The sequence below is a fragment of the Acinetobacter cumulans genome, assembly GCF_003024525.3.
In the GTDB taxonomy this organism is placed as follows: Bacteria; Pseudomonadota; Gammaproteobacteria; order Pseudomonadales; family Moraxellaceae; genus Acinetobacter; species Acinetobacter cumulans.
Genome location: NZ_CP035934.2, coordinates 1,333,186 through 1,352,558, shown reverse-complemented (window position 1 = coordinate 1,352,558; position 19,373 = coordinate 1,333,186). Strand labels below are relative to the sequence as shown.

At 39.2% G+C, this 19,373-nt stretch carries 15 protein-coding genes; 9 read left to right on the top strand and 6 right to left on the bottom strand.

The genetic code is table 11. The annotated features are described in order from the left end of the window. Nucleotides 1-39: 39 nt before the first annotated feature. The 5 genes from C9E88_RS06365 (at nucleotide 40) to dapC (ending at nucleotide 6,559) form a co-directional block, all read left to right on the top strand. Nucleotides 40-786, top strand: coding sequence for an AzlC family ABC transporter permease (locus C9E88_RS06365; protein ID WP_106986376.1), 747 nt, complete (start codon nucleotides 40-42; stop codon nucleotides 784-786). 1 nt (nucleotide 787) lies between these two features. Beyond that, nucleotides 788-1,135 carry an L-valine transporter subunit YgaH gene (ygaH, locus tag C9E88_RS06360; RefSeq protein ID WP_106986375.1) on the top strand — a complete coding sequence of 116 codons (348 nt, stop codon included), beginning with the start codon at nucleotides 788-790 and terminating at the stop codon, nucleotides 1,133-1,135. Nucleotides 1,136-1,453: 318 nt separating this feature from the next. After that, nucleotides 1,454-2,665: a formate-dependent phosphoribosylglycinamide formyltransferase gene (gene purT, locus C9E88_RS06355; protein WP_171356361.1), complete on the top strand. Its 1,212-nt coding sequence runs from the start codon at nucleotides 1,454-1,456 to the stop codon at nucleotides 2,663-2,665. 33 nt (nucleotides 2,666-2,698) lie between these two features. Next, nucleotides 2,699-5,365: a [protein-PII] uridylyltransferase gene (gene glnD / locus C9E88_RS06350; protein WP_106986373.1), complete on the top strand. Its 2,667-nt coding sequence runs from the start codon at nucleotides 2,699-2,701 to the stop codon at nucleotides 5,363-5,365. A gap of 24 nt (nucleotides 5,366-5,389) precedes the next feature. Continuing rightward, the gene (gene dapC / locus C9E88_RS06345; protein WP_106986372.1) at nucleotides 5,390-6,559 is read left to right on the top strand and encodes a succinyldiaminopimelate transaminase; all 1,170 of its coding nucleotides are present in this window, start codon (nucleotides 5,390-5,392) and stop codon (nucleotides 6,557-6,559) included. Nucleotides 6,560-6,673: 114 nt separating this feature from the next. On the opposite strand, the gene C9E88_RS06340 is transcribed toward dapC, so the two are convergent. The 4 genes from C9E88_RS06340 to msrB form a co-directional block, all read right to left on the bottom strand. Further along, nucleotides 6,674-7,120 (bottom strand): TonB C-terminal domain-containing protein, encoded by a 447-nt coding sequence (locus tag C9E88_RS06340; RefSeq protein ID WP_106986371.1) that lies wholly within the window; start codon nucleotides 7,118-7,120, stop codon nucleotides 6,674-6,676. A gap of 110 nt (nucleotides 7,121-7,230) precedes the next feature. After that, nucleotides 7,231-9,090: a M48 family metallopeptidase gene (locus C9E88_RS06335; RefSeq protein WP_106986370.1), complete on the bottom strand. Its 1,860-nt coding sequence runs from the start codon at nucleotides 9,088-9,090 to the stop codon at nucleotides 7,231-7,233. 251 nt (nucleotides 9,091-9,341) lie between these two features. Continuing rightward, nucleotides 9,342-9,824, bottom strand: a complete 483-nt coding sequence (locus C9E88_RS06330; RefSeq protein ID WP_106986369.1) for a glutathione peroxidase — start codon at nucleotides 9,822-9,824, stop codon at nucleotides 9,342-9,344. Beyond that, nucleotides 9,821-10,240, bottom strand: a complete 420-nt coding sequence (msrB, locus tag C9E88_RS06325; protein ID WP_106986368.1) for a peptide-methionine (R)-S-oxide reductase MsrB — start codon at nucleotides 10,238-10,240, stop codon at nucleotides 9,821-9,823. Before msrB ends, C9E88_RS06330 begins: the two co-directional genes overlap by 4 nt. A 228-nt stretch (nucleotides 10,241-10,468) precedes the next feature. Here msrB and C9E88_RS06320 point away from each other — a divergent pair, with 228 nt between their 5' ends. Both C9E88_RS06320 and C9E88_RS06315 read left to right on the top strand, forming a co-directional pair. Continuing rightward, nucleotides 10,469-11,899: a pyridoxal phosphate-dependent aminotransferase gene (locus C9E88_RS06320; protein ID WP_106986367.1), complete on the top strand. Its 1,431-nt coding sequence runs from the start codon at nucleotides 10,469-10,471 to the stop codon at nucleotides 11,897-11,899. Between the two features lie 243 nt (nucleotides 11,900-12,142). Then, nucleotides 12,143-12,937, top strand: a complete 795-nt coding sequence (locus tag C9E88_RS06315) for an rRNA large subunit pseudouridine synthase E (protein WP_106986366.1) — start codon at nucleotides 12,143-12,145, stop codon at nucleotides 12,935-12,937. 41 nt (nucleotides 12,938-12,978) lie between these two features. Here C9E88_RS06315 and C9E88_RS06310 read toward each other — a convergent pair whose 3' ends face one another. Then, the gene (locus tag C9E88_RS06310) at nucleotides 12,979-14,583 is read right to left on the bottom strand and encodes an LA2681 family HEPN domain-containing protein (protein WP_227865884.1); all 1,605 of its coding nucleotides are present in this window, start codon (nucleotides 14,581-14,583) and stop codon (nucleotides 12,979-12,981) included. Between the two features lie 67 nt (nucleotides 14,584-14,650). Beyond that, complete coding sequence (locus C9E88_RS06305) at nucleotides 14,651-16,354, bottom strand: M61 family metallopeptidase (protein ID WP_106986364.1); 1,704 nt, start codon at nucleotides 16,352-16,354, stop codon at nucleotides 14,651-14,653. Between the two features lie 179 nt (nucleotides 16,355-16,533). Between C9E88_RS06305 and C9E88_RS06300 the strand changes: the two genes are divergently transcribed. Then, nucleotides 16,534-17,841 (top strand): D-alanyl-D-alanine carboxypeptidase family protein, encoded by a 1,308-nt coding sequence (locus C9E88_RS06300; protein ID WP_106986363.1) that lies wholly within the window; start codon nucleotides 16,534-16,536, stop codon nucleotides 17,839-17,841. 112 nt (nucleotides 17,842-17,953) lie between these two features. Further along, nucleotides 17,954-19,270 (top strand): NAD(P)/FAD-dependent oxidoreductase, encoded by a 1,317-nt coding sequence (locus C9E88_RS06295; protein ID WP_106986362.1) that lies wholly within the window; start codon nucleotides 17,954-17,956, stop codon nucleotides 19,268-19,270. Nucleotides 19,271-19,373 lie beyond the last annotated feature (103 nt).

Sequence of the window (19,373 nt, the reverse complement as noted above, 5' to 3'; positions counted from 1 at the left end):
CGTTTTGACCCTTTGTTTAACCTCCCGCTAAGGTGTGTCGTGTCTGAGCACAAAACTCCTCCTATAAAAGTAGCTGGTTTTTGGCAAGGTGCCAAAGATAGCCAAGCCATTATCTTTACTTATCTTCCTGTTTCTTTTGCATTTGGTGTATCTGCTACTCAATTTGGCTTTAGTGCTTGGGAAGCATTGTTTCTTTCATGCTCTATGTATGCAGGTGCTAGTCAATTTTTAGTTGTTGCCTTACTTGGAAGTGGCACCTCGATTTGGATGACTGCACTTACCGTCATAGCACTTGATATTCGACATTTACTTTATGGCCCAGCCCTACAAAACCTCATTCAAGACCGCCTGAATCTAAAGAAAACAGCCGTCTGGGCATGGGGTCTTACAGACGAAGTTTTTGCCTCTGGCATGATCAAATTGTCTCAGCGTCGCCAAGAATGGTCTGAGTCTTGGATGCTTGGCCTCAGTTTATTTAGTTGGATGTCTTGGGCACTCGGTTCTTTTTTAGGTGGCTTATTTGCAGATCAGGTCAGCAACCTACCGCAATTTTTACAAGCGGCCCTCGATTTCTTATTACCTGCGCTTTTTCTTAGTTTCTTGTTGGCTGCTTTTGAACGCAAACATACTTTCGTGGTTGCTGTAACCGTTGTTGTATCTGCTGTTGCATGTTATATGATTGATTTATCAGCAGCTATTTTCATTGGTATATCTTCAGGCATATTGGCAGGTTTGTTTAAGCATTATGTCTTAAAAAAACCAGACCCAGAACACAAAGAGGCCTAATATGAACTTAGAAATTATTGTGGTCGGCATTGTGGTTGGTATTGCTAACTTTGCATCTCGCTTTGGACCATTTTATTTTATCCAGAAATTCCAAAAGGATTCGCAAAAGCGAGGCTCACTTTGGCTCAAAATTGCCTTAGGTGCGATTGGGATTTCAGCCATTAGCTCCATGCTCGTGGTCGCAACATTGCCTCCATTACTTGAAACCCCAGACAAAAGCGTTGCGATGCTGGCAGGATTTATTGTACTTGCTGGGCTTTATTTCAAATTTAAGCAAATTGTTCCTGCGACTTTAACTGCAGCCTTAACCTATGGTTTGGTCTACACCTACGTGCCATTTCATTTTTAGTATTCACACAGGCTTACACGAGGGCGCATGCAGATTAGCATGCGCTTTTTTTACAGCGATTATTAATTTAGGTTCTTGTTTTACATCGGCCCAACTTTAACTATTGTAACTGATCAATACCGCATTCATACGAATACGTATTTTAGTCAGCCAATGCGCTTATATATTTTTAATTATTGAATCTATAAAAGTTTTTTCACTTGCTACACCAACTATCTTATAAATAAAATTGTTGGACAATATCATTTATTTATGTGAACCAATACTTATCTACCCAATAAGTTCTGCTATGCTAAAAGCCCATAAAATCAAGCATGGATGATTTACATGAGCGTGACTATTGGTACTCCACTTCAATCTTCAGCGTTTAAAGTTTTACTTTTAGGCTCAGGCGAATTAGGTAAAGAAGTGGTGATTTCACTGCAACGACTTGGCGTGGAAGTCCATGCTGCTGATCGTTACGACCATGCCCCTGCGATGCAAGTTGCACACTATTCACATACGCTCAACATGGCAGACCCTACCGAATTAAAACAATTAATAGAAAGCGTAAAACCAAACTTAGTTATTCCAGAAATTGAAGCCATTGCAACACAAGTTTTAGTTGAATTAGAACAAACAGGCACACATATTATTCCTTCGGCAAAAGCCGTTAACCTCACCATGAACCGCGAAGGTATCCGTCGCCTTGCTGCAGAAGAGCTTGGTTTACCTACTTCTGCTTATCGATTTGCAAATACACTTGAGTCTTTCCGTGCAGCCTGTGATGACATCGGCTATCCAAATTTTGTTAAGCCAGTCATGTCGTCATCAGGTAAAGGACAGTCGCGCGTTAAAAGTTTTGAAGAAGTTGATGCCGCTTGGGAATACGCTCAAACTGGTGGTCGCGTAAATCAAGGTACAGTCATTGTTGAATCACAAATTGATTTTGACTTTGAAATCACTTTACTGACTGTACGCTCAAAACATCCCGAAACAGGTGAAATTGAAACATCATACTGCGACCCAATTGGACACCGCCAAGACTCAGGCGATTACGTCGAAAGTTGGCAACCACAAATCATGACAGCTGTCGCACTCGAAGAAGCCAAACGTATTGCACACAAAGTCACTGTCGCATTAGGTGGTTGTGGCATCTTTGGCGTGGAACTGTTTGTCAAAGGCGATAAAGTATGGTTTAGTGAAGTATCTCCTCGCCCGCATGACACTGGCCTTGTTACATTGGCATCTCAGTTCCAAAGTGAATTTGAGTTACATGCACGTGCCATTTTAGGACTACCTGTAAATACCGCACGACATAGCACAGCAGCCAGCGCTGTTATTTATGCGGGTGTTGATGATACTAATTTGTCATTTTCTGGCTTAAATCTTGCTTTGGCAAACCCGAATACCGATTTGCGCTTATTTGGTAAACCAGAAGGCTTTAAGCGTCGTCGCATGGGTGTAGCCACTGCGCGTGCTGAAACGACTGACCAAGCACGTGAACTCGCGACCCAAACTGCACAACTCATTAGTGTTCATCAAAATTAAGTTAGTCATACACATTTAAACGGACCCTTGTTCATGATCGATACTCTTCCATTGCTGGATTATGCTCAAAATAGCCACGACATTAAGGCCATTAACCAATGGCGTACAGATGTTGAAAATCAGCTACAAGAGCGTTTTGAACAAGGGCTGTCGATTCGTGAAATTATTGTTACTCGCTCTGATCTGATTGACGAAGCGCTTAAATTCTTATGGCAACATGCTGAATTAGAACATAGCCAGTTAGGTCTTTTTGCCGTTGGTGGTTATGGCCGACGCGAAATGCTCCCTTACTCAGACGTAGATATTATGATTCTGTCTGAGGATGACATTCCAAGAGAATTAGAAGCCCAAATTTCAACGTTTATTTCTTCACTCTGGGATGTCGGCAACTTTAAGCCCGGTATTAGCGTACGCACGATTGCGGACTGTGTAACGCAAGCAGCAAGCGATTTAACTGTTGCCACGGCTTTAATTGAAGCTCGTTTAATTACAGGTAACGAACATCTTGCAAAATGGCCACGTCGCATTGTGTCGCAAACATGGACGGATAAAACCTTCTTTGATGCGAAAATGCAGGAACAAACCAAACGCTATGCACAACACAACAATACCGAAAGTAACTTAGAACCTGATATTAAAAATGCTCCGGGTGGTATTCGCGATATCAACCAAATTGGTTGGATTGCAAAACGTCATTTTCGTGTCAACCGTATTTACGACTTAGTCCATTTGGGCTTTATTTCAGAATTTGAACTGGGTGTACTCGAAGAGGCTGAAAGCTTTCTTTGGGAAATTCGCCACCACCTACACCGCTTAACCAAGCGTGACGAAAACCGTCTGTTGTTTGACTATCAACGTGAAATCGCAGCCAAATTTGGCTATCACCGTGAAGAAGACAAATCGCCTAACTACCCAATCGAACAATTCATGAAGCGCTACTACCGTAGTGCGCAACAGGTCTCGACCTTAAACGAAATGTTATTGGCGTACTTTAATGAATCTGTCATTACACCGCGCTTGCCAAGTTATGAACGACAAATTGAAGAAATCAATGAGAATTTTAAATTAGTCGATGGCAAACTAGCAGTTCAACATCACAAGATTTTTTCAGAAAATCCAAGTGCAATTTTAGAAATTTTCTATTTACTTGCTAACCGCCCTGAAATTGAAGGTATTCGTGCACGCACATTACGTCTATTAACCTTAGCCGCAAAACGGATTGATCAGTCTTTTCGAGATAATCCTGCGCATCAAGCGCTATTTATGGAGATTATCCGCTCACCGTATCGCTTATACGACACACTTGTAGCTATGAAACGCTATGGTGTTTTGGGCAATTACATCCCTGCTTTTGGCCAAATTATGGGCCTGATGCAATATGATCTCTTTCATATCTATACAGTTGATGCTCACACCCTACTGCTTATTCGTAATTTAAACCGCTTTAAAGAACCTGAATTTGCAAAAGACTTCCCTGTCGTAAGCTCTGTATTCCAACGCCTTGCGCGTCGTGACATTGTGTATTTAGCAGCAATTTTCCATGACATTGCCAAAGGCCGTGGTGGTGACCATAGTGAACTTGGAGCATCGGATGCCATTGCATTTTGTCTAGCACATGGCTTTACTGAGCGTGAAGCAAACTTGGTTGCATGGTTGGTCAAAAACCACCTACAAATGTCTGTTACTGCACAGAAAAAAGATATTTCTGATCCAGATGTAGTAAAAACCTTTGCCGAAACAATGGGCGATATGGAGCATCTCGATTATCTATATGCCTTAACCGTTGCAGACATTAATGCAACCAACCCAACGCTTTGGAATACATGGCGCGCTTCACTCATGCGTCAGCTCTACACTCAAGCACGTGATGTAATTCGTTCCGGCATTGGTCGACCAGTCGACTATCAAATGCTGATTGAAGACACCAAGTTTACTGCCAGCGAATTATTGGTTGAAGAATTCTCACTCGATGATGTTGAAAAAGTATGGCAAGAATTGGGCGATGAATATTTTGTCAAAGAATCTGCCAATGAAATTGCATGGCATACCCGTGCTATTTTAAAACATGGTAGCAATCCCGAACCTTTAGTGCTCATGCGTGCACATCGTAAATTCGCGCAAGATGCCGTACAGATCTTTATTTACACTCAAGACCAACCGAACCTATTTGCAACAACGGTTGCAGTGCTTGACCGTATGAATTTAGACGTCCAAGATGCGCGAATTATTACGGCACTGAAGTCATTTAGCTTAGATACGTATGTAGTCCTCGATCGCTTTGGCACCTTACTCACGGACCCAGATCGTGAACATACGGTCATTGATGCCTTAATTAAAGCACTCAGCCAAGCAGATGTTTATCCTGGCCTCATGCAACGTCGTATTCCTCGTCAATTACGCCATTTTGATATTGAAAATACAGTTGCAGTCACCCTTAATGAAGCCTTACAACAAAACATGGTGGAAATTGCGACACTTGACCACCCCGGCTTACTTGCTAAAGTTGGTGGTTTATTTATGATGCAAGGACTAGATATTCATTCTGCACGAATTGCGACTTTAGGCGAACGCGCAGAAGATATTTTCTTTGTGACTAAAAAAGATGGCATCCCCATGAATGCGAACGAAACAGAAACATTTGCAGCGCAGCTCAAAGCAGCGCTCGATGAAGCTTCGAACCAAGTATGTAGTCATCATTAACTTAATTTAACTGGTAAAGGTTTCATGAACTCTAGTTTGTCATTATTACATCCATATCCATTTGAAAAATTGAATAAACTTTTCGCGGATATTCAACCAGCAGCACTGCCTTTAATTCCACTATCTATTGGTGAACCAAAGCACCCTGCACCAGAGTTTGTGAAACAAGCCATTATTAACAACTTTAATCATCTTTCAACCTATCCAAACAGTAAAGGCTTGCCTGAGTTACGCACCAGTATTGCTAACTGGCTAGCACGTCGCTTCAAGTTAAATACTATTAGTGCTGAAAATCATGTACTTCCAGTATCAGGTACACGTGAAGCAATTTTTTCTTTTGTACAAGCGCTCGTAAACCGTGAAGAAGCACCTTATGTAGTGATGCCAAATCCGTTTTACCAAATTTATGAAGGTGCAACCTTACTCGCTGGTGCACAACCGTATTTCATTAACTGCACAGAAGAAAATAACTATTTAGGTAATTTCGATGCTGTGCCTGCGGAAGTCTGGGAAAAAACAGCATTGTTATTCGTCTGCACGCCGGGCAATCCAACTGGCGCAGTACTGTCTAAAGAACAATTTAAAAAGCTCATTGCACTGTCTGATCAATATGGTTTTGTGATTGCTTCTGATGAATGCTATTCAGAGCTTTGGTTTGATGAAGCACCTGTAGGCTTACTTGAAGTTTGTGCTGAAATGGGCCGTGACGACTATAAAAACTGTGTCGTATTCCATTCTCTCTCTAAGCGTTCTAACCTTCCAGGCATGCGCTCAGGTTTTGTGGCTGGTGATGCGGCGTTACTTAAACCTTATTTGCAATATCGTACTTATCACGGCGCTGCAATGCCTGTACAACATCAACTGGCTTCAATTGCAGCCTGGGATGATGAAACACACGTAGAAGAAAACCGTCGTTTGTACCGTGCAAAATTTGAATTATTCCAAAATGAGCTTGGTCATTTACTTCCACTACAAAAGCCAGATGCTGGCTTCTATTACTGGTTAAAAGTCGACAATGATGAAGCTTTTGCCAAAATGCTGATGGAAAAAGCACATATTAAAGTGCTTCCTGGTCGTTATTTATCACGTGATACGGCGCAAGGTAACCCAGGTGAAAACCATGTACGTATGGCGCTGGTTGCTGATATTGCACAATGTGAGCAAGTCATACAACGCTTAAAAGCGATCTTGTAAGTATCAATTAAGCATAAAAAAGCCCCAACTTTGGGGCTTTTTTATTGCCGTCAACACCAGTAATAAACATCTCAAATATGACTAAAACATGGCATTTCAGATTCTGATTTTCTGCTAAAGCGGTGGTGCAATATTAAATTCATGGACTAGACTATAGCGCAGTGTTCTTTCCACCATCGGTAAAGGCTGTAATTTGGCTTGTTGCAAAGCATCATGCACTTTCTGATCTACACGCACAGAACCTGAGGATCGGATGGTTTTAGATTGTAAAATCTGGCCTGATCCCGCCTCCACAATCATTTCCACCTTAATGGGCTGGCGATAGCTCTGATAATCCTCCGCATTCACCCGAAAGGATGGCTGTACCCGCCACGTCACTTCATATTGTCGTTTGGCAATTTTAGGATCAATCACATAAGGTTGAGTATCAACCTTATACTCAGCAATAGGTGTGGTCAGCATTTTTAATAGTTCATCAGTTTGAGTATCCGCAAAAGCAGACCCAGAAAAAATAGCGCTAAAAGAAATCCATACAAAGTGAAATTTATAATGTTGAACCACAATAACCCTCTTATGGATTTAATTTATTATCAGTTTTCAATGCTTAGCCACGCATACCACCACCTTGTTAAACACGCACTAAGCCACTCACTCAATATAAATGAACCCTGCTATCTTTGCAAAATTGCTGAATTAGGCGTTTTTATTATTTTTTTAGACAGTACCTTCATTTCTGACAAATCACTACACACTAAAAAAGTTTCACCTGGAAAAGTAATTGTAGATTTGAGCACATTGATGGTTTGAAGTACCAGTTCAGCATCTACTTTATCAAACATACCGTCCTTTAAGCTAAACGCAAAAACAAAGCAAGGCTGTTCATTTAAATACTTAGTCCGCTTTCTTACCAGCCACATTTTTTGAATTGAACTAAATTTTTCTAATTTGCTGAGTAGCTGATTCAACTCATCTTGTGCCAAACCATGCGACATGAACTTGTCATTTGACGAAATCGTCTCACGCTCTTGCGCTGCCTTCATTTCAATTTCAACACGTTGCTCTAGCATCTGTCTAAAATGTGTCGCTTGTGCATGATCCTCTACATCTTCATAGTATTGAATCAATAATTCACAACTTGGAATCGTAAAAAATGCATTCTTATTCATGGCCTGTTGCAGTAAAGTTATGCCTTGTACGTCTTTTCGTATAATCAATTCTTTGGCATACAGATAAATCGCATGCTCATGCACTGGAAAATCTTGATATAACTGTGCCTTCAGTTCAAAAGCACGTTCAGGCTGATAAGCAACATATTCGGTTAATTCGATATAATTTATACGCTCTTCAAAGGTTAAACTGTCCGTCGGCTTTTCAGATAACTGTGCTAAGTAGTCTTTTTGCTCTTTAAATGTTTGGTGATGCTTTTGCCAATCATACTGCACCGATTTTTGCCATGTTTGATCAAACTCAGTGGCTATTTCCAGTCGTTTTTGTCCCAATAAATAATCTGAAGTTTGACCTATTACCGGGTAGTTTACCTTAGCAACTTGACCAATCGACTTTAAACGATCTGATAATGATGGATGTGTATCCTCAAAATTGGTATGCACATTTAAAGAATGATTTAACCAAACGTGCGTATCTTCACTAGAAACCTCATCGGAGAAACGTTGTACATAACCCGTATAAGGCAAAACATTTGGTCGAGATGACGTCTCAGCTTGCTTAAAAATTTTAGGCCAATAATTTTCCGACAAATAAAACCCAATAACATTCACCGTGCTCAGTGTTTCCGCTACGACTTCTGCAGAAGTTAAGTTCACTGATATTTTATCGGCCTCATATTCATTCGCCCGTGCAATCGGAAATGAATATGCCACAAAATAAGGAACAAACCGCTTTAAAAATGGTCGAAAAATAATATCGACATGACTCACCTTTTGCTCAATTTCAGTAAATAATTGTGCCCAGCGGATACGTTGTCTGTAAATCCAATTGGCTGTCCGCGCATGGTTTTTGGATAAATGACCAAATTCATGTGCTAAAACAGCAGTTAACTGTTCAACCTTTAAGGACTGCATCAAAGGCAAACCTATAATTAAATAGTTTTCATACCAGCCAAAGATTCCTAAACGTGGCCGTTGTACCACAGCAGCATTAAAATCATCGGTAATTAATACATGATTAAATTTGACTGCGTTCAACTGCCCACTTAAACGCTCAATAATTTTAAAAAGCTCAGGTGCATCTTTTTCCGAGATTTCAATTCCAGTCGGTGCATCCACCGTAACCCAAAGTGAACGCACCACAACAAATAAAAATACCCCAGCAATCGCAATCAGTTTAATTGCAAAAGCTTTCAAAACTAAAATGGATAAACAGGCAAGGATTAAAAGAACTAAAAGAATGAAAACCCCAAACACGATATAAAAATTACCTAAAAGTGCCAGTAACATCACTTTAGTTTGATAGGCTTTTGGATTTTGTCGTAACTCACGTTCTAGTTTTTCAATTAATTTAGGGTCATACATTTATTATTTTCCACAGATTAAATCCATTATTTTTTATCAAAAGCGTGTCTTTTTATACTGCTTATACTGCATCCCTCAGTATAAAAATAAGCCATCTTATGCTCAAAATTTTGATTTCTTTTTTGAATTGATGCTCAGCCAAAGCTGTGTATGTTAGTTCAATCTAAATGCAAATAAAAAGTAACCCATTGGCTACTTTTTTATTTTGCACAATATGCATGACTATTTTCTTTTTAAGCAGATCAAGCTTTTTAACTGGCAAGCGCTTTTTCAATATCTGCTTGTAAGTCTTCTGGCTTGGTCGTTGGCGCATAGCGATTGATGACTTTGCCATCTTTACCAATTAAAAACTTTGTAAAATTCCATTTAATACCACTTCCTAAAATACCTTTAGAATTATTGGTTAAATAACGGAAAATGACATGCGCTTCTGCACCTTTTACATTCACTTTGGCAAACATTGGAAATGAAACGCCGTAGTTTTTTTCACAAAAGCTACCAATTTGCTCATTAGAACCAGGATCTTGGCTACCAAATTGGTTACATGGAAAACCCAATACTAGCAAGCCCTGATCTTTATATTCTTGATAGAGCTTTTCTAGCCCAGAAAATTGTGGTGTAAAGCCACATTTACTGGCTGTATTCACAATCAAAAGCACTTTGCCTTCATAATCGGCAAAAGATTTGTTTTTCCCATCTAATAATTCAGCTTCAAACTGATATATGTTGGTCATGGATAAGTTTCCTCGTCATTTTTTTCTTGTGTTTTTAGGTCTAAGGAAGCCGAATTCACGCAATAACGCAATCCTGTCGGCTCTGGGCCATCAGGAAAAACATGCCCTAAATGTGCGTCACAATGATGACAAACTATTTCAGTTCTGACCATACCGTGCGTCGTATCCAAATGCTCTTCAATAACCACACCATTAACAGGACGTGTAAAGCTTGGCCAGCCACAACCGCTATCAAATTTAGACTCCGATGTAAATAATGGTTCACCACAACAACGGCATACATAGGTGCCTTCTTGCTTGGTATTCCAATATTTACCTGTAAACGCTGGCTCCGTCCCCTTTTGACGTGTAATGCGAAACTCTTCTGGCGACAACTCTCTTTGCCATTCTCGTTCTGTTTTATTGAGTTTTCCCATGATGACGTCCCTTTATATCGTGCTATTTAAAATAGGATAATCCTATATTTACGTCATTCAATGTTAAATTTCTAGTCTTTATTCAACAATTTACAAAATCGATATAATGACCATAAAAGCAAAAAGTAAGCATTTTAAATTAACAAGTAAGCAAATTAAAAAATTAAATGCTTTTTTGTGAGCAAAATAAGTGTTAGGCTTAGCTCTACTCTTGCTCAGGATTAAAAAATGTCGCAAAAAAAGAGCGTAATTTTTAAAAATCTGCTGCCCGTGATTAAACAATATCAGCAGGCTGGGTTTACGCATGAAAAAATTGTTGCTTTACTCAAAGATGAACACCATCTTGACTTAGTAACAACAGAGACATTTAAAAGCTATTTATACCGTTATGCAAAAGTGACCTCCACTCCTTCCGAGACTATAAAAATGCCGAACACTATCAACACCCCACGCGAAATTAAGAAATCGTCTAAGCTTGAGCATGTATGCTACGACATTCGCGGACCAGTGTTACGAGCGGCCAATGAAATGGAAGAAGCTGGCCATAAAATTATTAAACTAAATATTGGTAACCCTGCACCATTTGGCTTTGAAGCGCCACAAGAAATTATTAATGACGTTGCATTAAACTTACCTAATGCGATCGGCTATACCGACTCAAAAGGTATTTTTCCTGCACGTAAAGCAATTTGCCAGTATTACCAGCAAAAAGGCATCCTTAACATGCACGTAAATGACGTGTACGTAGGTAATGGTGTATCTGAACTGATTGTTATGGCTATGCAAGGCTTGCTGGATGATGGCGACGAAATGCTCGTGCCAATGCCTGATTACCCACTTTGGACTGCAGCAGTTAACTTATCTGGCGGTACAGCGATTCACTATAAATGTGATGAAGAAAACTTCTGGTATCCAGATATTGCAGATATGGAAAGCAAAATCACACCAAACACCCGTGGTATTGTGATTATTAACCCGAACAACCCGACTGGTGCTGTATATCCACGCCACGTGCTTCAACAAATTGTAGATCTTGCTAAAAAATACGATCTCATTTTATTTGCTGATGAAATTTACGACAAAATCGTTTATGACGGCATTGAACACGTTTCTGTAGCTGCTTTAGCAGGTGATCAACTGTGTATCTCATTTAATGGTTTATCCAAATCATACCGTATTGCAGGTTATCGCTCAGGCTGGATGGCAATTACAGGTGATAAATCGCGTGCGCTAGACTATATTGAAGGTTTAGACATGCTGGCATCTATGCGCCTCTGTGCTAACCATCAAGCACAATATGCGATTCAAACCGCATTAGGTGGCTATCAGTCTATTAACGATTTGATCCGTCCAGGTGGCCGTTTATACGAACAGCGCAACATTGCTTGGGAAATGTTGAATGATATTCCTGGTGTTTCATGCGTGAAACCTGAAGGTGCAATGTACTGCTTCCCGAAATTAGACCCAGAAATTTATCCAATTCAGGATGATGAGAAGTTCATGCTGGACTTCTTAAAAGCAGAGAAAGTTTTATTGGTACAAGGGACTGGCTTTAACTGGCCAACACCGGATCATTTCCGTGTGGTATTCCTCCCTGCCGAAAATGAACTGCGTGAAGCATTAACGCGCTTAAGTCGCTTCTTGGCAAAAATGCGTTAATTCGCTCTTTAAAAAAAACCGCATTCTGTGCGGTTTTTTTTGGCCTAAACGAAACACATCACATCCAAAAAAATGCATTTTTAAAAAATATTTGCGGTTATACATTACTTTTAATCCGTCTTCACGCATAATACTCGTATGCAAATTCACTTTATTTGAGATTTATACAAGAAACCTCTATGTTTCTTTTTTCAATAAATCCTCACCAATTTCTAATTCATGTAATTACAGAAGTTATTTTTTATGAAAATCGTCATTCTTAACAAGCCTTATGACGTGCTCTCCCAATTCCGCAAAGACGAAGCTCACATGACGATGTCAGACTTCGTAGATGACCCAACACTTCGTTTGGCGGGTCGTTTGGATATGGACTCTGAAGGCTTAGTATTTTTAACAGACCATGGTGGTTTAAACCAATACATCACCAACCCTGAAAACAAAAAGTTTAAAACTTATTTGGTACAAGTCGATGGTGATGTAACTGAAGAAGCTTTAGAAAAACTTCGCCAAGGTGTTGAATTAAAAGACGGTATGACTTTACCTGCTAAAGCAAGTAAAGTTGAAGAGCCTGAATGGTTATGGGAACGTGATCCTCCTGTACGTTACCGCGCAAATGTACCAACCTCTTGGGTTGAAATTTCAATTTGTGAAGGCCGTAACCGCCAAGTTCGTCGTATGACGGCTGCTGTTGGTTTCCCAACTTTACGTTTAATTCGTACTAAAATTGGTTCTATTGACTTAGTTCAAATGGCTTTACAACCAGGCGAAACCAAAGATATCGAGCCTTTATTGTATAAAGACTTTCAAAATGTACCAAAGGAAGAACCTTATCGCTCACGTTCATACGTGAAAAAGCCAGGCGGTACGGGTGGTAAACCAATGGTACGTAAGAACAAAGATGGTTCTGTGAAAAAGTCAGGTACTAAACGTATTTGGCAAATGGATGAGAGCGAAAAGCCAAAACGTCGTACCAATGGTACAACACGTCCAAATACCAAAGCGCCACGTGGTAGTCGTAGCCGTAATGGTCGTGGTTAATCCCCTCTGAAATTAAAATTAAAGCTCACGAAAGTGGGCTTTTATTTTAATGGAACCACTCTGTGTAAAATCAAATCCTCGGGTGCAGACTTCATATTTTCCTCAAACTGCACTGCAAAAGATAAATACATTAAAGAGTTTCTAACCAATCGAATAAGATCCATTAATGAGCTTTCAAATTCCGATAAAGGTATTTCTAAAATATAATTTGCTTTCTTTTCTTTTTCTTTTATTTTTTCCAATATTTCTAAGTATTCAATAGACTTAGCTTCTCCTTGTTCCATTAAAGTATTTTCCTGTTCTTTTAATTGCTCATACGCAAATTTTGATGTCATATCAAACTTTGTATTTAGCTCATATCCAAAATCGTCAATAACTCTAAAAGACCGATGTTCTAGACTGTTCCGAATCTTCGCCAATCTAGGCTTTTCAACTTTTCCTTTAAAATTTATTTCATTTACTTTATCTGAACCACTCAGCTGATCAAATTCAATTTCTTTTAAAATATAAAACAAAGCGTGTAAAAAGTAGTTCTTTGAATCCTTCAGTTTATCACGTGGCTTAAATTTTCTATTTTCATTCCATCCAAAAACTTTTGAAAAAGTAATTTGACGATCACTCATTTCTAAATCTAAATACTTAGCTAAAAAGTATGAAATTTTGTCAAAAATTGAATATAAAATTCTAAAAGCCGATTTCATTTGTGATGTTTTTAAATTATCAATTGCATGTAAAGTATCATACACATGTGGATAGGTTTTATTATAAAAATGTTGAGTATCCGTTTTTATTTCAGAAGCTTGAAAAATTAAAAATCTAGCATAAGTATATTCATTTCTAAGCTCATCAAAATTTGAATGATATACGAGACTTTCTTTAAGGCTCAAAGACGAATTAATTTTATAGGTCATATCAGGAAGCCCCAAAATGTCCTGAAGTACAATTTCATCCTCAAACAAATCGTTTAAGTCATTTAAAAATAATTTGTTTTCTGCACTCCAAACCAGATACCTAAGCTCAGCCTTAGTTTTTGTCTTTTGTTTATATTCTTTTACATAATCAAAATCAGTATCTTGGAAGTGCTCATGATACCAGCAAGTAAAATGATATAAATCACCTGTCTCCTTTAACGGAATTTTCTGTTCCTCTTCTAAAGCATCAAAACTCATGTATGCCTGCTTTATCAACTGATTTGCAAAATAGTAATGAATATTTACATGTGATTGGTCATACAGTTGACTTGACCTAAAAATTACACCTTGTGCTTTAGCAACTAACGCTACAGGGTTATTATCCATTTTTATTGCTTGATCCCAATAATATTGAGCACAAAAACTGCGCCCTATTGAAGATAAAAAATTCCCAAAATTTGTTTTTTTAAGGATATATAATGACTTCTCATACAAATTAACCGTAGTTATTAAGTTTTTCAAAAACCAGTGCTCATCCTGATATTTATAAATTTCAGAACTACAATTCGCTAAAATATAGTAGAAATAACCCTCACAACACTCATCAGTAAAAGTGAACTCTGTTTTTAAATGAACATTAAAGCACTCGACTAGTTCAGCTTTTCGACTAGCATCCAATAACAATTCATCTACTAACTGCGCTAATTCATTTAATTGTTGTAGCCCCAATTTCATAATATTTTTCTAATAAAAAACCCATACCTAAGTATGGGTTTTACATGGTTTTTATAGCGTATGCAAATTAAACATTAAGCCACTTTTCAGCTTTCGCCTGATCTTCCACTTTTAACTCAACTTCAGTTAAAACAGAACCAGCTGCATTCACTTCAAATGTCATTAACTCATCACGACGGAATGCATGAATAGTAAAAGTACCATCTTGTTTAGCATATTTTTCTGCAAGCTTCGCTGTGGCTTTAATGCCATCAATCGCCACAATCACATCATTGGCAGAAAGGCCTGCTTTAGCAGCCACCCCATCACGGCGTGCAGAAGACACAACCACACCTTCTGGCTTGTCTGTTAGTTTCAAACCAAATGGCAAAGCTTTATCGCTGTTTAATGTATAGCTTAAACCAAACTCAGGGAATAATTGATCCAGTGGCAATTCATCGGTCGTGTTAACCAAATGATTGATTTGCTCAACCCAGTTATCACCTGTGAGTTCATTGCATAACTCTACAATCGTACGTTCATTAACTTGTATGCCATTTTGCGCATTTACATACAACTTACGCATTAAGGCATCAAGGCTAGAACCACGCAAACGCAAGCCTAAATCTAGGCATAAAGCTACCAAACAACCTTTGTTGTAATAGCTTGTACCTGCGTTATTGGAGTTTTCATCCTGACGGTAGAATTTTACCCACGCATCAAAACTTGATTCAGATACCGACTGAACCTCACGCCCCGGATTTTGCAAATAGCGATCAATCTGAGCTTTCAACAACTTGATATATGACGCTTGAGAAATCACACCACTTCGAAGCAAGATTAAATCATCATAATACGAAGTGAAGCCTTCAAAAATCCAAAGCAGTGAAGTGTAACCTTCTCTGTTTAAATCATAATTGACAAAGTTTTCAGGGCGAATGAATTTTACCAACCAAGAGTGGAAATATTCATGGCTACATAAACCCAAGAAACGCTGATAATCCGCAGAAGGCTCTACAGGCTCATTGGCTTTTGGCAAATCGTCACGCGGGCTAATTAAGCTCGTGCTGTTCGGATGCTCTAAACCACCATAACTGTTGCCAGTCGCCATAGTCATAAAGGTATAGTCTTTAAATGGCGCCGAACCAAACATTTGAATTTCTGTTGCACAGATTTTTTCAATGTCTTGTTGCATACGTGTGGCATTCATTGCATGTTTGCCAGACACCACAAATTCATGCGGAATGCCTTCAGCTTCAAAGCTAAAACGTGTTTGCTCTGCAAGCTCAAACGGTGCATCAATTAATTGTGCGTAATTGTCGGCTTCTAAGGTAAAACGACCTTTCACTAAAGTGCGTGACTTCAATCCTGTTGCCAATTGAAAGTGCTTTAACTCTTGCGGTAAAAACAACTCAACTTCAATCGCCTTATGCTCCTGCCCTTCCAAAGCTAAGCATACACATGCAGGATTCACATATAAGCGTTTTTCATCAACATAGGCACCACGCACCGATAAATCATACGCATAAACATCATATTCAACCGTAATCAGCTCATGATCCGTATTAAATAAACGCCATTTATTTTTTTCAAATTTTTGAATTTTTAAAATTCGACCATCTTCATCATAAGCACGTACAGACTCAATATGCTTTGAAAATTCACGGATTAAATAGCTACCCGGAATCCATGTTGGGAGAGACAAGATTTGCGTTGGATCTGCAAGAAAACGTGCAGTGACATGAACCAAGTGCTGACGATAATCGTCAAATTCGATTTGATAATGCAACATAATGGGCAATATAAAATAAAAATAGATAACTTAGTAACTAGCTTAACATTTTTTTATTGCTACAGCGCTGAACTGTCGTAATTGTCTACAATTAAGACTAGTCAGCAGAAAAAAAAAGGCATAGCATTCCTAAAATTTTTTTGTATTTTCAGCCTAAGGATAGGCCGTAAGGAAACCCATTGAAACGCGTAATTTACTTCATCTTGGCGCTCGCAGCTTTATGCTCCACGATAACCCATGCAGCCTTACTCAACATCAAGCCTGAATCCGTAGAAGCTGAAGCTTGGACCATTCTAGATCCTCAATCTGGACAAGTCATCGCCGAGCACAATAGTCATCTTCAACGTGCCCCTGCATCATTAACCAAAATGATGGTGGCCTATATTACGCTTAAAGAAATTCAGGCTGGTCACCTACGCAAAGATGAAGTGCTAACCGCAACACCTGTTGTAAAACTTGTGCAATGGGACGAATCCCAAATGTATCTTAAAGAAGGTGAGCAAATCACGATTGATCATCTTCTTGCAGGTTTAGTGGTTATGTCTGCCAATGATGCCGCTGTTACACTTGCAGAGCGTATTTCGGGTAGTGTTCCAAAATTTGTAGAGCGCATGAACAAAGAAGCCAAAGCATTGGGGATGAATGACTCACATTTTGAAAATCCACCTGGTGTCACAATGCCTGAGCATTATTCATCAGCAACTGATTTAGCGCGTTTAGGTGCTGCCCTAGTTAAAGAAGTTCCAGACTACTTAAACTACTCAAAACAACAAAGTTTTTCTTATAATGGTCGTTTTCACCGTGCAACCAACATATTATTAAAACAAGACCCGAGTGTGGATGGCTTAAAAACAGGCTTTACCCGCGCTGCAGGTTACAATCTAGCGCTCACCGCAAGCCGACCAACAGGACGTTATAATGACCCTGATCGTCGCTTAATTGTTGTGGTATTAGGCACAAAGAGTGGTTTAAAACGCGCAGAAGTTGCGCACAAACTGATGAACCTCGCTTATGTCTACACACGCAATGAAGTTGCAGTAAAAGACAAAACACTTTTGGCTGAAGTCCCTGTGATTAAATCTACTTTGAAAATGTTTAAAGTTGAAACTAAAGCACCACAAATTATCAGTACAGCGCTTGTTGATCCTGCTGTTCAGCTTGATTTAGCCAATTTTGATCCTTTACGCCAACGTATTGCACAAGACTTAGGCAATGGTCAAATTCAAGTCCTTGAGCCACTCCAACAAACCAATACTAACTTAGAAGTAAAAATGAATGAGAAGTTGCTAACCGCACCACTGTCTCAAGTGATGAAACTTGCAACAATCGAGGTCTATCAAAACAATCAGCTCATCAATAGCTTTGATATTGAAGATGACGTACAGATTGAAGAAGCTGGCATTTTCCAGCGCTTTTTCCACTGGTTAAGTAGTTTATTTGGTGGCAGTGTAAATAGCGAAATTAAAACTTATCCTATTGGCAAATAACTTTTGCAATGATGTGTTTCTGTAACATGTCAGACAAAGGTTTATAAAGCAAAATAAGAAGATGGCATACTAAGGCCATCTTTTTTTTACAATAATAAAATAGGTAACTGCAATGCCGAATGACAAAAATACCACTTCAGAAAGCACAGCTCCACATCGAATCGTGATCGTTGGTGGTGGTGCTGGCGGTTTAGAACTTGCAACACTATTGGGCGGCAGTTTAGGTAAATCTCAAAAAGCTCACATTACTTTAGTCGATTTAAAACTCAACCATGTGTGGAAACCCCTACTGCATGAAATTGCAGCAGGCACCATGAATATTAATGATGAAGCAACCAACTATTATGCACATGCCAGCAAAAATCATTACGAGTTTGTACTAGCTAAGCTAGAACAAGTCTATTCCAAAGAGCAGCAAATTGGCTTAAGCCTAATTATCAATGGTAAATATGCCTCTACAAATGAAGAAACACGTCTAAGTTATGACACCCTCATTTTAGCTGTAGGCTCAGTATCCAATGACTTTGGTACGTCAGGTGTACAAGAACACTGCCATTACTTGGACAGCCTACAACAAGCTGAAGTCTTCCAACAAGACCTTCTACACCTATACCTCGATGCCCAAAATAAAAATGCTGACCGCACACTCACCATAGGCGTGATTGGCGCAGGTGCAACTGGGGTCGAACTGTCAGCCGAGTTAATTCAAGCCAAAGAAAATTTCTATAAATATGGCTTAAATAAAATCCATCCAAACAATGTCAAAATCACCTTAATTGAAGGTGCAGAACGAATTTTACCTGCCCTGCCTGCCCAAATGGCAGATCACGCACAACAGCAACTCACACGTATGAAAATTGATGTTTTGAGTGGCAAGCGTGTAGAAAAAGTCGACGCGACTCATATTTATTTTAACGATGGCACGAGCATTCAAGCAGAACTCAAAGTTTGGGCTGCAGGGATTAAAGCACCAGATGTCATTAGCCAATTAGAAGGTTTTGCTAAAGACAGAATGGGACGCCTCGAAGTATTTGCTACCTTACAAACCAAATCTGATCCCAATATATTTGCTCTAGGTGATTGTGCACACTGCCAACCGCGTGCAGATGAACCTGTATTGGGCCCGCGCGCGCAAGTGGCTAGCCAACAAGCCTCTTTTCTTGCTGAAGCCATGAAAGCACGCATAAAAGGTCAATCCCTACCTATGTTTGTATTTTCTGACAAAGGCTCTTTGGTGTCATTGAGCAAACATAAAGCGGTTGGCGAGTTACTTGGTCAAGTGAATGTTCAGGGCTTTGTGGCTAAATCGATGTATGTTTCATTATATCGCTTACATCAAGCTACTATTTATGGCTATACCCAAGCTGGCCTGCTAACAGCCAAAGATTTTGTTACACGAAAAATCACACCAAAAATAAAATTGCATTGAAAAATAAATATTCATCCCCATTAATGAAAAAAGCATCAGAAGAACTGAAATTTTGCATTTTTTTCGCAAATTCAGTCTACAAAAGTGCAAATTCACTTTATGA